Raw genomic sequence first — 15,112 nt, forward strand, 5'->3', positions numbered from 1 at the left:
TGCCTTACGATTCGACAGCGCTACGCGTGTAGACGGCCCTCCGGCGCGATAGCTTCACCCCGCCCCTGCCCCTTTGCCCCGCTCCTGTCCGGCCAAGGAGAGTGCGTCATCAACGCGTCCACCAGCCCCCCCGCCGTAGAACTGCACGGCATCACCAAGCGTTTCCCAGGCGTCGTCGCCAACCACGACATCGACATCACTATCCGTAAGGGCACTGTTCATGCCCTCGTCGGTGAGAACGGCGCCGGCAAGTCCACCTTGATGAAGATCCTCTACGGCATGCAGAAGCCGGACGAGGGCACCATCACGGTCGACGGGGCCGAGGTGGCGTTCGGCAGCCCGGCCGACGCCATCGGGCGCGGCATCGGCATGGTGCACCAGCACTTCATGCTCGCCGACAACTTCACCGTCCTGGAGAACGTGGTTCTCGGCGGCGAGAAACTGCATGGCATCGGCTCCGCCGCACGCAAGAAGATCATGGAGATCTCGGACGCGTACGGTCTGGGGGTCCGGCCCGACGCGCTCGTCGAGGACCTCGGCGTCGCCGACCGGCAGCGCGTGGAGATCCTCAAGGTCCTCTACCGGGGCGCCCGCATTCTGATCCTGGACGAGCCGACAGCCGTGCTCGTTCCGCAGGAGGTCGACGCGCTCTTCGACAACCTGCGTGAGCTCAAGGCAGAGGGCCTGACCGTCATCTTCATCTCGCACAAGCTGGGCGAGGTGCTGTCGGTCGCCGACGACATCACGGTGATCCGCCGCGGCACGACGGTCGGCACCGCCGACCCGGCGAACACCACCACCAAGCAGCTTGCCGAGCTGATGGTCGGCAGCGAACTGCCCTCGCCGGAGACCCGGGAATCCACGGTGACGGACGTTCCGATGCTCCGTGTCGAGGGTCTCGCGCTCGGCGTCACCGACCCGGACGGCGCGATACGTGACGTGCTGGCCGGCATCGACTTCACCATCCACAAGGGTGAGGTGCTGGGCATCGCCGGTGTCGAGGGCAACGGCCAGACCGAGTTGATCGAGGCGCTGGTCGGCATGCGGGCCCCCGACAGCGGGGCGATCATCCTCGACGGCGACGACATCTCGCACGCCCCCACGCGCAAGCGACGCGAGAGCGGTATCGGTTACATCCCCGAGGACCGGCACAGGCACGGCGTGCTGCTGGAGGCCTCGCTCTGGGAGAACCGGATCCTCGGCCACGTCACGGAGAAGCCCAACAGCCGGGGCCTGCTGCTGGACATCAAGGCGGCCCGAGCCGACACCGAACGGATCGTGCGCGAGTACGACGTCCGCACCCCGGGCATCGAGGTCACCGCGGCCTCCCTCTCCGGTGGCAACCAGCAGAAGCTGATCGTCGGCCGGGAGATGAGCCACGCTCCGAAACTGCTGATCGCCGCGCACCCCACCCGCGGAGTGGATGTCGGTGCACAGGCGCAGATCTGGGACCAGATCCGGGAGGCGCGCCGCGAGGGTCTCGCCGTCCTGCTCATCTCGGCGGACCTGGACGAGCTGATCGGGCTCTCCGACACCCTGCGCGTCATGTACCGCGGCCGGCTGGTCGCCGATGCCGACCCCGGCACCATCACCCCGGAGGAACTGGGCTCGGCCATGACCGGCGCCGCCACCGGTCATCTCGAGGCAGCACCGGAGGACGAGGCCTGATGAAGAAATTCGACAAGGACCGGCTGATCCTGGGCTTCGCCGGCCCCGTTCTCGCCCTGGTCGTCGCCTTCGCGCTCACCACCGTGGTGCTGCTCGCCTCGGGCAAGAACCCGTTCGAGCCGTACAGCCTGATGTTCGACTCGGCGACGTACGCCGACGTACAGGTGCTGATCATCAACCAGGCCGGTACCTACTACCTCGCCGCCCTCGCGGTCGCCATCGGCTTCCGCATGAACCTCTTCAACATCGGTGTCGACGGCCAGTACCGGCTCGCCGCGATGATGGCCGCGCTGGTCGGCGCGAGCGTCCATCTGCCGGGGCCGCTGCAGATAGCGCTCATCGTGATCGTCGCGATGCTGGTCGGCGCCTTCTGGGCGGGCATCGCAGGCTTCCTCAAGACCACCCGCGGGGTGAGCGAGGTCGTCTCGACGATCATGCTCAACTCCATCGCGACCGCACTGATCGCCTGGCTGATCCTGCCGAAGAACTTCGGTGAGCAGCCCGCCGGCTCGAACAACCTGACCACGGGCGACATCCCGGAGTCCGGCTGGTTCCCCGGTCTGTCCATGGGCGCCGAGGCGGGGGAGATCTACGGGTTCACCTTCGTCGCGGCCGCCTGCGGTGTCGTCTACTGGTTCGTCCTGAACCGCACCCGCTTCGGCTTCGACCTGCGGGCCACGGGAGAGAGCGAGAGCGCCGCGCAGGCGTCCGGAGTGGACGCCAAGAAGATGGTGCTCACCTCCATGCTGATATCCGGAGCCGTCGCCGGCCTCGCCGGCATGCCGACGCTCCTCGGTGACACGCACACGTACAGCCTCGACTTCCCGACCGGAATCGGCTTCACCGGCATTACCATCGCCCTGCTCGGCCGGAACAACCCGATAGGCATCGCGTTCAGCGCCCTGCTGATCGCCTTCCTGGACAAGACGTCCGCCTCTCTCGACCAGTTCGGGTACGAGAAGGAGATCGCCACGATCATGCAGGGCCTGATCGTGATCTCGGTCGTCGTCAGTTACGAACTCGTCCGCCGTTACGGCACCCGCCGCCAGCAGCAGAAGGTCGGCGAGGAACTCGCCGCCGGTCATGCCCTCACGACCGAGAAGGAGGCCGCACTGTGAGCGCCAGCAAAGTCGCCGCCGCAAGCGTCGCCCCCAAGAAGGGCGGCGGTCGCCGCAAGCTCACCCTGCCCGTCGTCATGCTGATCGTCGCGGGCGGGCTCGCCCTGGTCTCGCTGGTCCGCCTGATCAGCGGCGCCAACGACGTGACCTCCGTGGGCCAGGTCGCCGGCGCCCTCGAACTGGCCGTCCCGATCGGTCTGGCCGGGCTCGGCGGTCTGTGGGCGGAGCGCGCGGGTGTCGTCAACATCGGCCTCGAAGGCATGATGATCCTGGGTACCTGGTTCGGCGCCTGGGCAGGGTTCCAGTGGGGCCCGTGGGTGGGTGTCCTGTTCGGCATCCTCGGCGGCGCCCTCGGTGGCCTGCTGCACGCGATCATCACCGTCACCTTCGGGGTGAACCACATCGTCTCCGGTGTGGCCATCAACATCCTCGCCGCCGGGCTCACCCGCTACCTCTCCAACTTCGCCTTCGACGGTGTCGAGGGAGGTTCCTCCAAGCAGTCCCCACGTATCGAGGCGATCGACCGGATCACCATTCCGGGCCTGTCGGACTGGCTGATCGATCTCCAGCAGAAACACTGGTTCCTCGTCTCCGACATCGCCGGAGTCGTCGGTGGCCTGATCACCAACCTGTCCTGGCTGACCGTGGTCGCACTGCTGCTGATCCCCGGCACCTGGTGGGTGCTGTGGCGCACCTCGTTCGGTCTGCGGCTGCGCTCCTGCGGCGAGAGCCCGGTTGCCGCCGAGTCGCTCGGCGTCAACGTGTACAAGTACAAGTACATCGCCGTCGTGGTGTCCGGAGGCATGGCCGGACTCGCCGGCGCCTTCCTCGCGATCGTCTCCACCGGTATCTACCAGGAGGGCCAGACCGGCGGCCGCGGTTACATCGGTCTCGCTGCGATGATCTTCGGCAACTGGATGCCGGGTGGTATGGCGCTGGGCGCGGGCCTCTTCGGCTTCACCGACAGCCTCAAGCTGCGCGGCGGCGCCGAGAACGTGCACGCGATGCTTCTGCTGCTGGCGATCCTGCTGGTCGTCGTGGTGCTGTGGAAGCTGTACCGGAAGAAGTACGTGGCCGCGGTGATTTCGGCAGCCGTCTCCGTACTGCTCTTCACCTGGTACGCGCTGACGGACCAGGTCCCGAGCCAGTTCGTCGACGCGGCCCCGTACGTCACGACGCTGCTCGTGCTGGCGCTCTCCGCGCAACGGCTGCGCATGCCGAAGGCGGACGGCCTCGTCTACCGCAAGGGCCAGGGCAAGTGACGGCCACCGCGGAGGTCGACTGGGCGGCGCTGCGGAGCGCCGCACGGTCCGCCATGACGCGTGCGTACGTCCCCTACTCGCACTACCCGGTCGGCGCGGCGGCCCGCGTCGACGACGGGCGTACGGTGTCCGGCTGCAACGTCGAGAACGCCTCGTACGGCATCGGGCTGTGCGCCGAGTGCGGCCTGGTCTCCCAGCTCCACGCCACCGGCGGCGGCCGGCTGACCCACTTCACCTGCGTGGACGGGGCGGGCGAGATCCTGGTGCCGTGCGGCAGGTGCAGGCAGCTGCTGTACGAGTTCGGCGGGCCGGAGCTGGTCCTGGAGACGCCGGACGGGCTGCGCACGCTCGATGAGATGCTGCCGCAGGCCTTCGGACCGGACCATCTGAAGTAGGCGGCAACCGCCGCAGAACCACCGTGGCCCTCCCGCCCGCCGGGAGGGCCACCCCCCTCTCGACTCTCTATGCGCGTAGAGTCATACGGGACTCTTGCGTACGTCACGTACCGGCCGGAAGGACTTCCAGGACATGGACGCCATCTCCGTCATCCGCACCAAGCGGGACCGAGGCGAGCTGACCCCCGAGCAGATCGACTGGGTCATCGACGCGTACACCCGCGGTGAGGTCGCCGACGAGCAGATGTCCGCGCTGGCCATGGCGATCCTGCTGAACGGCATGAACCGTACCGAGATCGCCCGCTGGACCGCCGCGATGATCGCCTCCGGGGAGCGCATGGACTTCGCGTCGCTCTCCCGGCCCACCACCGACAAGCACTCCACCGGCGGCGTCGGCGACAAGATCACCCTGCCGCTCGCCCCGCTGGTCGCCGCGTGCGGCGCCGCCGTGCCGCAGCTCAGCGGGCGCGGCCTCGGCCACACCGGCGGCACGCTCGACAAGCTGGAGTCCATCCCCGGCTGGCGCGCGCACCTCTCGAACGAGGAGATGCTCAGCGTCCTGGACACCACCGGCGCGGTCATCTGCGCCGCCGGTGACGGTCTCGCCCCCGCCGACAAGAAGCTGTACGCGCTCCGCGATGTCACCGGAACCGTCGAGGCCATCCCGCTGATCGCCAGCTCGATCATGTCCAAGAAGATCGCCGAGGGCACCGGCGCACTCGTCCTGGACGTCAAGGTCGGCTCGGGCGCCTTCATGAAGACCATCGAGGACGCCCGTGAACTGGCCTCCACCATGGTCGCGCTGGGCACCGACAGCGGGGTGCGGACGGTCGCGCTGCTCACCGACATGGCCACCCCGCTCGGCCTGACCGCGGGCAACGCCCTGGAGGTGCGCGAGTCGGTCGAGGTGCTGGCCGGCGGCGGCCCGAAGGACGTCGTCGACCTCACCCTGGCCCTCGCCCGCGAGATGCTGGACGCGGCCGGGCTGGGGGACGCCGACCCGGAGAAGGCCCTCGCCGACGGCTCCGCGATGGACGTCTGGCGCCGGATGATCTCCGCCCAGGGCGGCGACCCCGACGCCCCGCTCCCGGTCGCCCGCGAGCAGCACGTCGTGACGGCCCCGGCCACCGGCGTACTGACCCGCCTGGACGCGTACGACATCGGCGTCGCCGCCTGGCGCCTCGGCGCGGGCCGGGCCCGCAAGGAGGACCCGGTGCAGGCGGGTGCGGGCGTCGAACTGCACGCCAAGCCGGGTGACACGGTCACGGCCGGACAGCCGTTGCTGACGCTGCACACCGACACCCCGGAGAAGTTCGGCTACGCGCTGAAGGCCCTGCCCTCCGCGTACGACATCGCCCCGGAGGGCACGGCCTTCACGGCCACCCCCGTGGTGCGGGAACGTATCGCCTGACCTGCGGCTTACTCGTCCGGGTGAACGGGGCCGGTGGACTGCCGCCGGTCCCGTTCGGCATGCTGGACTCGGTGACGCACCGATAGAGGAGACCGCCATGAGCGCACTCACCGTCGACCCCGTGCCGGGCCACGGCCAGGACTGGGACGACCTCGTCCGGATCTGGGAGGAGACGGACGCACCCGAGGGCTGCAAGGTGGAGATCATCGAGGGGATCGTCACCGTGTCGCCACCGCCGTCCAAGGACCACAACACCACCGCGGCGCTGCTGCAGCGCAGGCTCTACACCGTGATCCCGGAGGACTGGGAGATCTACCAGACGCTCGGCGTCTCCGTGCCGGGCCGGGCCGGGCTCTACATCCCCGATCTCGTCGTCGTGCCGCGTGCCGTGGCGACCGGGCCGGGTAACCGCGTACCGGCGGAAGAGGCCCGGCTCGTCGTCGAGATCACCTCACAGGCCAACGCCAACCACGATCGCATCGGCAAGGCGCACGGATACGCGAAGGCCGGTGTCGAGCTCTTCCTGCTCCTCGACCCCTGGCACTCCGGCCGCCCCACCGCCACCTTGTACGGGGAACCCGCCGACGGTACCTACCGGGTTCTGGACGCGGTCGAGTACGGGGAGAAGCTGACGCTTCCCGAGCCGTTCGCGCTGGTGCTGGACACCGGCGTCTTTCCGGCCGGCTGAGAAGCAACGCCGCGCCGGTCCCGCGCGTGTGCGAGCGGCCCGCCGGGACGGAGAGATCTGTCCGGGCGGGCCGCCGTCATGCGGTCGGGGTGCCTACTTGCCGAAGTACGCGTTGTAGATCGACACGGAGGACTTGTTGCCCTTCTTGTCCGTGACATCGGCCTTGTAGGAGATGGACTTGCCCTTGGCCGGGTTCTTCACGGAGATCTTGCCCGACTTGACCGTGGACTTCTTCCAGGTCTTGCCGCCGTCGTAACTGACGTACACCGTCAGCGACTTGAGGTTCTTTCCGGCGGCCGCACCCTGCACCGTCACCGGCACCGAAGCGGTCCTACCCGCCGTCACCCTGCCGTCCAGCGTCACATTGGGCGTGAAGCGGACCGTGGAGACCGGCAGCATCGTCGGGGCGGCGGTCTTCTTGGACCGGAAGGTCCAGCTCGCGTCGATCCGGGTGGAGACGGCCGAGACCTTGGGGCTGCGCTGCACCGAGGTGGTCAGCTTGTAGCGGGCGGCACCGGACGGCACGGCGATCGGGGTCCAGCCCTCCAGCGGGTCCGCGTTCTCGGCGAGCTTGACGCCGTTGCGGTACAGGACGGTCTTGACCGAACTGTACATGGAGTAGCCGGCGTTGCCGCTTCCGTCAGCCACCAGCGGCAGCGCCCCGACGATGTCGTTGCCGTCGCGGATGATCCCGTAGTCGGAACCGACTGCGGGGCCGAACACCGCGGTGTTGATCTTCTTCGTGTAGGTCCTGCCCGCCTTGAAGGTCTGCGGGGCACCGAGGGAGTACTGCGCCTCGGAGATCGGGAAGCCGTCCTCGTCGACTCCGCCGTCCTGGCTGAAGTCGATGCCCCACTTCACCTTGTCGGCGGTGGAGACATAGGTGGTGTTGATCCCGGGGAGCTTCTGACTGGACCCGGAACTCGAGCCGCCGAGCGAACCGGGAAGCGAGCCCCATACCGCGATCTCGCCGGTCTTGCCCTTGACGGACGCGCCCAGAGAGGTCTGGACCTTGGCCATCTGGCCGGTGGTGAACTTCCGGCTGTAACCGGTCGCCGCCTGGGTCACCGGACCGCCGACCGCGATGTCGTACCGGGTCGAGGAACCCTTGGTCCAGCTGCCGAGCCAGTGCTGGGAGAGCGTGCCGTCAGTCACCTTCGGGCCGACGTGCGCGGTGCGGAACCCCTGGAACGAGTTGAGGACCCAACCGTAGCCGTAGCCGCCGTCCTTGCTGTCCAACTGGATATCGCCACCAGCCAGTTGCTCCTTCGCGCCAGTGGTCGGCAGGGTGAACTGCCCCGGCTTCGTCTTGCGCGCGTCGAGCGCCACGGTGACGTTCTTGGTGACGTCCAGCTTCGGCTGGGTGAGCCAGTCGGTGCCCTTGGCGCCGTTCTCCGGGTCGACGTAGACGGCCGAGTTCAGCACGTAACCGCCCTTGGGAACACGGACCTTTGCCGTTCCGTCGGTGGCCGTCGGGGACATCCACACGCCGCTCGCCGTGCCGGAGAGGCCGTAGAGCTGGGACTCGTGGAACTTGGCGGGCCTGCCGTCACGTCCGATGGTCTTGATCGTGAGGTCGTACGACTCGATCTCGCGCTCGACCGCGGCCGCGGTGCGGACGGTCTGGCCGCCGCCGGTCCCGACGACATACGCGGAGTAGGAGCCGTCGGCCGTGCCGCCGAGCCTGGTGTTCACGGTCAGCGGTACGTCGGCGGTGCCGCCCGCGGGGACGGTCACCTTGTCGGCGCCGAGGGTGAAGAAGCCGGCCGGGGCGGGCTTGCCCTTCGGCCCGGTGGCCGTGACCGCGAGGTCGAGGGTGACGTCGGTCGTACCGAGGTTGCGGTACGTCAGCTTCTTGCTGACCGGGGTGTCATCGGTGTGCGGCCACTGCTGCACACCGAAGCTCAGCGATACCGGGTCGGCGACGACGGTCTGGGCGATCGCCCGGTCGACGGCGATCCGGCCCGAGCCCTGCTCGAACGGCGTGTACGCGCCAGGCTTCGTCGAGGCCGTGAGCGCGCCCTTGAGCTCGGCATACTTCCACTCGGGGTGCTGCTGCTTGAGGAGCGCCGCGGCGCCCGCGACGTGTGGGGTCGCCATCGACGTACCGGAGATCGTCAGGTAGCCCGGCGGGTTCTGTCCGACCTCCTGGTCGATGACGGAGCCGGGTGCCGCCGCCGCTGTGATGTCCACGCCGGGGGCGGTGACATCGGGCTTGATCGCGCCGTCGCCGTCGCCGATGCGCGGGCCGCGGCTGGAGAAGTCGGCCAGCTTGTCGTTGTCGTCGACCGCGCCGACGGTCAGCGCGGCGTCCGCGCTGCCCGGGGAGCCGACCGTGCCGGCGTCGTCGCCCTCGTTGCCCGCCGCGATGGCGAACAGGACGCCCTCGTCGGCCGAGAGATTGTTGACCGCCGCTTCGAGCGGGTCGATCTCGGGGGTGTCGGTACCACCGAGGCTCAGGTTGATGACGTCGGCGCCCTGTGCGAACGCCCACTCCATGCCGGCCAGGATGCCGGCGTCGTCGCCGAAGCCGTCGTCGTCGAGCACCTTGCCCGCGATCAGTTTGGCGTCCGGGGCCACGCCCTTGAACTTCCCGCCCGACTCGGCGCCCGTACCGGCGGCGATCGATGCCACGTGGGTGCCGTGGCCGAACCGGTCCTTGGTGTCGGAGGAGGCGGAGAAGTTCTTCGCCTCCAGGACCTGGCCCTTGAGGTCCGGGTGGGTGTCGTCCACACCGGTGTCCAGGACGGCGATCTTGACGCCCTTTCCGGTGTAACCGGCCTTCCACGCGGTCGGCGCACCGATCTGCGGCACGCTCTTGTCGAGGCTCGCCTTGCGTACGCCGTTCAGCCAGACCCGGTCGATACCGGCGGTCGTGGTGCGCTGGGCCCCCTGCGCGGGCTTGCTGGTGAGCGCCTGCCAGATGTCCTGGGCGTCGCGCTCCGGTGTGCTCACCGACTCGGCGTTCAGCGACTTCAGGGTCCGGTCGACCCGGGTGGCGCCCGCGTCACGGACCTCCGCCTTCGCGGCCGCGGCCCGGGCGCCCCGGTAGGCGACGATCAGCTTCAGGCCCGCCTTCTGGGCCCTGCGGTTCTCCGCACGGTTCAGCTCGGTGACGTCGAACAGCCGACGGTCCAGTTTGCCGGAGCTGATCAGCCGGTGTGCGTCGGCCGGGACGAGCAGGGTGTGCCCGTCGCGTATCTGACGCTGCACGGGTATGTGTTCGCGCCCCTTGGCGGGCCGGAAGCCCAGGACCCGGCCCTTGGCGTCGACCGAGACACGGTCTCCGGTGATGAGCGTCAGCTGGTGCTGGGCCACCGACTTGGTGCCCGTCGGCCGGGCGTCGTCGGGCTGTGCCATGGCCGGGGTGGTCAGTCCGGCCGCGAGTGCCACGGCGGCCGCCGTGGCGATGGTCGATACACACGCGTTTCTCACGTGTTTGCGCAACTCTCCCCCTGGAGAATCAGGCGGCCCGCTGAGGGGCCACTGGTCAGCCGGCCCGGATGGGACGCCGGTACCGGCCGGTTCACGTACCTAGAGGGGGAATTGATCGGTGTGGTTCACAGCAACCGTACAGATGCCGCGAGTTGACGGAAGTTCATCGGTCCGGAGCCGATCGGAGGGGCGGGCTCCAGGCGAGTTGCCGGTCAGCCGTCGGCCGGTTGCCGGCCAGGGGCGAGGGGCGCGGGCGCGGCTGCTGGGCAGGGTACGGGGTCGGACGCGGGGGCGGGCACCGTGCCGGGACACCGGTCGGGAGAGGGGAATGCGCACAGGGGCGGGCAACGATGAGTTTCGGCCGCCGCTCCGGTCTCCCTGATGTGGAAGCCATGACCCCGATCGTTCTCGTCGTCACCGGCCGCGTCACGCGGGCCATGGTGCCGGGGCTCTGCGCCGAGCTGGAGTCGCTGCTGTACGACCCCGAGGGGGCCCTTCGCGACCCGGACGCCGGGGTGGACTGCGACGTGGGCGGGGTCGTGCACGCGGACCTGGCCCTGGTGGAGGCGATAGCGCGTCTGGGGCTCGTCGCACGCCGTGCGGGCGGCAGACGGCTCCGGCTGCGCAATGTGCCGCCCGAACTGCGGAGCCTGCTCGACCTGGTGGGGCTGGCCGATGCGATGGAAGTGGGCGTGGGAAACCACGAGTGAGCGGGCACGGGGGCCCGGGCGCGGGCCCGTCGGTGGCGGAGGACTCACCCGTCGGCCATCAGCGCCCCCGGCCCGTCGGTGGCGGAGGACTCACCCGTCGGCCACCAGCACCCCCGGCCCGCCGCCTTGCCCGTTTAGTGAGCCCCGCCTCACGCCGCGTCGTCGTCGAGATGGTCCGGCAGGCCGAACAGCGGGAACCAGCGGGGTGTGTCCAGGAAGCAGTGCATCCCGGTGATGGTGCCCTCCGAGATGTCGATGACCTGCACCGCCTGCGGCACGAACCCGGGCCCGTCCGGATTCGGCTTGTAGTGCGCGAACGCCGGGGTGCCGTTCGCCGACGTCGCCACCAGGCGGGAGCCCGCGCAGCCCGCGCCGATGGAGAGCATGAAGCCGGTGACGTCGTCGTGCCCCTGGAGCCAGAGGTCGAACGGCGGCATCGTCATCACGGCGTCCTCGTGGAGGAGCGCGGTCAGCGCCGCCATGTCGTAGCCCTCGAAGGCCGCTACGTACCGCTCGAGCAGCTTGCGCTGCTCCTCGTCGAGCGGATTCGCGGTGTCGACGGCCTCGCCCTCGTGTTCCGAGAGGGTCGCGCGCGCCCGCTGGAGGGCGCTGTTGACCGAGGCGACCGAGGTGTCGAGCAGCTCGGCGACCTCGCTCGCCTTCCAGGCCAGCACCTCGCGCAGGATCAGCACGGCCCGCTGCTTGGGCGGCAGATGCTGCAACGCGGCGACGAACGCGAGCCGCACCGACTCCCGCGCCACCGCGGCCTCCGCCGGGTCCGCGACCGTGGGCAGGATCCGCCCGTCCGGCATCGGCTCCAGCCAGGTGTTCTCCGGCAGCGGGTTGAGCGCCGCCCGGGCGAGCGGCGTCGGGCCCGTCAGATCGACCGGACGGGCCCGCTTCTTGCCGGCGTTCAGCATGTCCAGACAGACGTTGGTGGCGATGCGGTACAACCAGGACCGCAGCGAGGAACGCCCTTCGAACTTCTCGAAGTTGCGCCAGGCACGCACCAGCGTGTCCTGGACCGCGTCCTCCGCCTCGAAGGCCGAACCGAGCATCCGGTAGCAGTAGCCGGTCAGCTCGACCCGGTGTCCCTCCAGACGGCTGTCGATGTCCGCCGTCGCCTTCAGATCACTCATCGCTCCACCCCTGTTGTGCTGTGACACCGCTCACCCAGCACTTCGGAAGCTACAGCAGGCCACTGACAACGGGAGGGAAGTGCTGAAGCCGCGCACGTTCCGGTCACGTTCCGGGCTTGCGCCCGTACACGTACACGTCGTCGCCGTTCTTCAGCAGATTCCAGTACGACTTCGCGTCGGCGGGCCGCATGTTGACGCAGCCGTGCGACCCCGGCGGGTTCCACATCTTCAGGCCCACCGAGTGGAGCGCCTGCCCGCCGTCGAAGAACTGGGAGTACGGCATCGACACGTGGTAGATCGACGAGACGTGGTTGAGGTGCCGCCAGTAGATCTTCTTCGCCCCGGTGCGGGTCTCGTACCCGTTCCGCCCGGTCCGTACAGGCACGGGACCGAACTTCAGCTTGCTGCCGTCCTGGATCCAGCTCAGCTGCCGGGTCAGGTCGACACACGCGATGCGCCCCTTGTTCGTGGGGCACTTCCTGTCCTTGTTGGGGTTCTTGCCGGCCGCCTTCTGGGCCGTGAGCGTCTTCATGGTGCGCCAGGTGACCGGACCCGCGTAACCGATCGTGGGCGTGACGCCGTAGGTGGTCTGGAACGACCGGATCGCCTTGCAGTCGGCGGCCGACTGCCTGCCGTCGACCGGCCGGTGGAGATACTTCTCGACCTGCTTCTGGTACGGCCCGGTGGACGTCGTGCAGGACGCCGCCTGAGCGGATCCGCCGGTGCCCACGACGAGGGCGGGCGCCGCCATCAGACCGGCGACGGACAACGCGACCGCCCGCCGCGACCTGACCGCCCGTATGTTTCCTGCGATTCTCATGTACGCCAACTCCCCTTCGCGCGCCGTGAGGTGATTCCGCCTGCTAGACGCGCGTCGGGGAGTGGATGGTTGTGCGCCGTACGTCTCAGTTCGGTACGGCCGTCACCGGTACGAGCCGCCGCCGCTCGGCGCGCGCGGCCCGCGAGCCGTACAGCGTGACCGAGACGACGCCGAGGACCGCGAGCAGCCCCAGCGACACGGTCCCGGCCCAGCCCCCGGCGTGGAAGGCGACCGCGCCGAGCGTGCCGCCCGCGCTGGAGCCCAGGTAGTACGCGGACTGGTACAGCGCCGATGCCTGGGCCCGGCCCTTCGTCGCCGTACGGCTCACGGACGAGGAGGCGACCGCGTGCCCGGCGAAGAATCCAGCCGTGATCAGGACGAGGCCGAGGAGTACGGCGGCCAGCTGGTCGGCGAGCGAGAGCAGCAGACCGGCGGCCGTCGTGGAGACGGCCAGGTACAGCGCGCCCCGTCGGCCGAGGCGGGCGACCAGCTTGCCGGCCGCGGCGGAGGAGACCGTACCGACGAGATAGACCAGGAAGATCGAGCCGACGACGCCCTGCGGGAGGTTGAACGGTGCCTCCACCAGGCGGTAGCCGATCACCGTGTAGACCGCGCCGAACACCGTCATGAACAGCGCGCCGATCGCGTACAGCCGGCGCAGCAGCGGGTCGGCGAGGTGCCCACCCACCGTCTTCGCGAGGGCCTTCGGGTTCAGCGACCCCGGGGTGAAGTGCCGGGCCCTGGGGATCATGAAGTGGAAGACGACCGCGCAGGCCACGGCCAGCAGCCCGACCGCACCGAGCGCCGCCCGCCACCCCCACAGCTGGGCGATCCAGCCGGTGAGGATGCGGCCGCTCATCCCGCCGATGCTGTTACCCGCCACGAACAGTCCGATCGCGGCGACCAGCGCCTTCGGCCGTACCTCCTCGGCCAGATACGCCATCGCGGACGCGGGGAGTCCGGCCAGCGCCGCGCCCTGCACGGCGCGCAGCGCGATCAGCCAGCCCAGCGAGGGTGCGAACGGCACGAGCAGCCCGACCAGTACGGCGACCGTCAGCGACGCGGTCATCATCTGCCGCCGCCCGAACCGCTCGGACAGCGCACTCATCGGCAGCACACACAGTGCCAGCGCGCCCGTCGCGGCGGAGACCGTCCAGCTGGCCTGTCCGGCCGTGGCGCCGAGGGAGGCGGAGACGGCGGGCAGCAGGGCCTGGGTGGAGTAGAGGAGTGCGAACGTCGCGACACCGGCGGCGAAGAGCGCGAAGCTCATCCGGCGGTAGCCGGGGCGGCCGGGTTCGAGACGGTCCGGGGCGGCGGTGCTGGTGGTGGTGGCAGTGGCAGCGGCGGCGACGGGGGACGGCTGGGGCGAGGCGGCCACGGTGAGGGTGGACGCCCCGGTACTGGCAGGAGGCATGGTTCGAAAGTAGGCCTCGCGGCTTCATGCGTCCAATGCACGAAGTGGCGATAATCAATCCCATGGTGCATGAACACAGGTCACAGCCGCGGCTGTCACCCAGTAGTTACGAAGAAGACATTCGCGCCGTCCTCGCGCCACGACTGGCCCACTTCGAGGCGGTGGCCCGCCACGAGCACGTCACCCGAGCCGCGCACGAGCTCGGCGTTCCGCAGTCGACGCTCTCGCGGTCGATGGTCAGGCTCGAACAGGACCTGGGAGTCGCCCTGTTCGCCCGCAAGGGCCGTACCGTCTCCCTCACGCCCGCGGGCCGCACCTTCCTGGGCTCCGCCGAGCGGGCCCTCGCCGAGGTCGAGAAGGCCGCCGACTCGGTACGGGCCGACGCCGACCCGGCCACCGGCAAGGTCGCCTTCGGCTTCCTGCACACCATGGGCTCCGAGACCGTGCCCGCCCTGATCCGCGCCTTCCGCGCCGACCACCCCCGGGTCCGCTTCCAACTTGTGCAGAACTACGGCGAGGCGATGATCGAACGCCTCCGGGCCGGCGGCCTCGACCTCTGCCTCACCTCACCCGTCCCGGACGCCCCCGACCTCGTGGCCCGCCGCCTCGACGAACAGCGACTGCGCCTCGTCGTCCCCGAGGACCACCGGCTCGCCTCGCGCCGCCGCATCCGCCTGGCGGAGGCCGCCGACGAGAAGTTCGTCACCCTCGAGCCCGGGTACGGCCTGCGGCGGATCACCGACGACCTGTGCGCGGAGGCGGGATTCACCCCACGTGTCGCCTTCGAGGGCGAGGAGGCGGAGACCCTGCGCGGCCTGGTCGCGGCCGGTCTCGGCGTGGCCCTGCTGCCGCCGCCCGCGGTGGCTCGCCCCGGCGTCGTCGAACTCACCGTGACGGCCCCGAGGGCGGCACGCGAGATCGGCGTCGCCTGGCTGGACGGCCATCCGGACACGCCGCCGGTGGCCGCCTTCAAGCGCTTCCTGCTGTCGAGGCGGGGGCATTTGCTGCCGGACTGAGCCGGGGTCGGGGCTCCGGAACCACGGGATCGGGAC

Annotated in this window: 12 protein-coding genes; 8 read left to right on the top strand and 4 right to left on the bottom strand. The window is 69.8% G+C overall.

Features of this window, described 5'->3' with window-relative positions:
- Positions 1–84: 84 nt before the first annotated feature.
- From ACZ7L9_RS11990 to ACZ7L9_RS12015, 6 genes are all read left to right on the top strand, one after another.
- A complete protein-coding gene (locus ACZ7L9_RS11990) occupies positions 85–1,668 on the top strand; it encodes an ABC transporter ATP-binding protein (protein ID WP_471414692.1) in 1,584 nt (527 codons plus the stop codon).
- Positions 1,668–2,786 carry an ABC transporter permease gene (locus ACZ7L9_RS11995; protein ID WP_471414577.1) on the top strand — a complete coding sequence of 373 codons (1,119 nt, stop codon included), beginning with the start codon at positions 1,668–1,670 and terminating at the stop codon, positions 2,784–2,786. The genes ACZ7L9_RS11990 and ACZ7L9_RS11995 overlap by 1 nt, the downstream gene beginning before the upstream one ends.
- Positions 2,783–4,048, top strand: coding sequence for an ABC transporter permease (locus tag ACZ7L9_RS12000; RefSeq protein WP_471414579.1), 1,266 nt, complete (start codon positions 2,783–2,785; stop codon positions 4,046–4,048). The genes ACZ7L9_RS11995 and ACZ7L9_RS12000 overlap by 4 nt, the downstream gene beginning before the upstream one ends.
- On the top strand, positions 4,045–4,443 hold the full coding sequence (locus tag ACZ7L9_RS12005) for a cytidine deaminase (RefSeq protein WP_471414580.1): 399 nt from the start codon (positions 4,045–4,047) through the stop codon (positions 4,441–4,443). The genes ACZ7L9_RS12000 and ACZ7L9_RS12005 overlap by 4 nt, the downstream gene beginning before the upstream one ends.
- Before the next feature lie 133 nt (positions 4,444–4,576).
- Positions 4,577–5,854, top strand: coding sequence for a thymidine phosphorylase (locus ACZ7L9_RS12010; RefSeq protein ID WP_471414582.1), 1,278 nt, complete (start codon positions 4,577–4,579; stop codon positions 5,852–5,854).
- Between the two features lie 97 nt (positions 5,855–5,951).
- Entirely contained in the window at positions 5,952–6,542 is a 591-nt protein-coding gene (locus ACZ7L9_RS12015) for a Uma2 family endonuclease (protein ID WP_471414584.1), read from the top strand.
- A gap of 93 nt (positions 6,543–6,635) precedes the next feature.
- On the opposite strand, the gene ACZ7L9_RS12020 is transcribed toward ACZ7L9_RS12015, so the two are convergent.
- The gene (locus ACZ7L9_RS12020) at positions 6,636–9,977 is read right to left on the bottom strand and encodes a S8 family serine peptidase (protein ID WP_471414586.1); all 3,342 of its coding nucleotides are present in this window, start codon (positions 9,975–9,977) and stop codon (positions 6,636–6,638) included.
- 350 nt (positions 9,978–10,327) lie between these two features.
- Between ACZ7L9_RS12020 and ACZ7L9_RS12025 the strand changes: the two genes are divergently transcribed.
- Positions 10,328–10,687: an STAS domain-containing protein gene (locus ACZ7L9_RS12025; protein ID WP_471414587.1), complete on the top strand. Its 360-nt coding sequence runs from the start codon at positions 10,328–10,330 to the stop codon at positions 10,685–10,687.
- Between the two features lie 149 nt (positions 10,688–10,836).
- Here the strand turns inward: ACZ7L9_RS12025 and ACZ7L9_RS12030 are convergent, their stop codons facing one another.
- The 3 genes from ACZ7L9_RS12030 to ACZ7L9_RS12040 form a co-directional block, all read right to left on the bottom strand.
- Complete coding sequence (locus ACZ7L9_RS12030; RefSeq protein ID WP_471414588.1) at positions 10,837–11,826, bottom strand: sigma-70 family RNA polymerase sigma factor; 990 nt, start codon at positions 11,824–11,826, stop codon at positions 10,837–10,839.
- 103 nt (positions 11,827–11,929) lie between these two features.
- Entirely contained in the window at positions 11,930–12,646 is a 717-nt protein-coding gene (locus tag ACZ7L9_RS12035; RefSeq protein ID WP_471414590.1) for a L,D-transpeptidase family protein, read from the bottom strand.
- Between the two features lie 85 nt (positions 12,647–12,731).
- Entirely contained in the window at positions 12,732–14,060 is a 1,329-nt protein-coding gene (locus ACZ7L9_RS12040) for an MFS transporter (RefSeq protein WP_471414592.1), read from the bottom strand.
- A 62-nt stretch (positions 14,061–14,122) separates the two neighbouring features.
- Here ACZ7L9_RS12040 and ACZ7L9_RS12045 point away from each other — a divergent pair, with 62 nt between their 5' ends.
- Complete coding sequence (locus ACZ7L9_RS12045; RefSeq protein ID WP_471414593.1) at positions 14,123–15,076, top strand: LysR family transcriptional regulator; 954 nt, start codon at positions 14,123–14,125, stop codon at positions 15,074–15,076.
- Positions 15,077–15,112: the final 36 nt, after the last annotated feature.

The organism is Streptomyces sp. NPDC111516 (assembly GCF_055635345.1).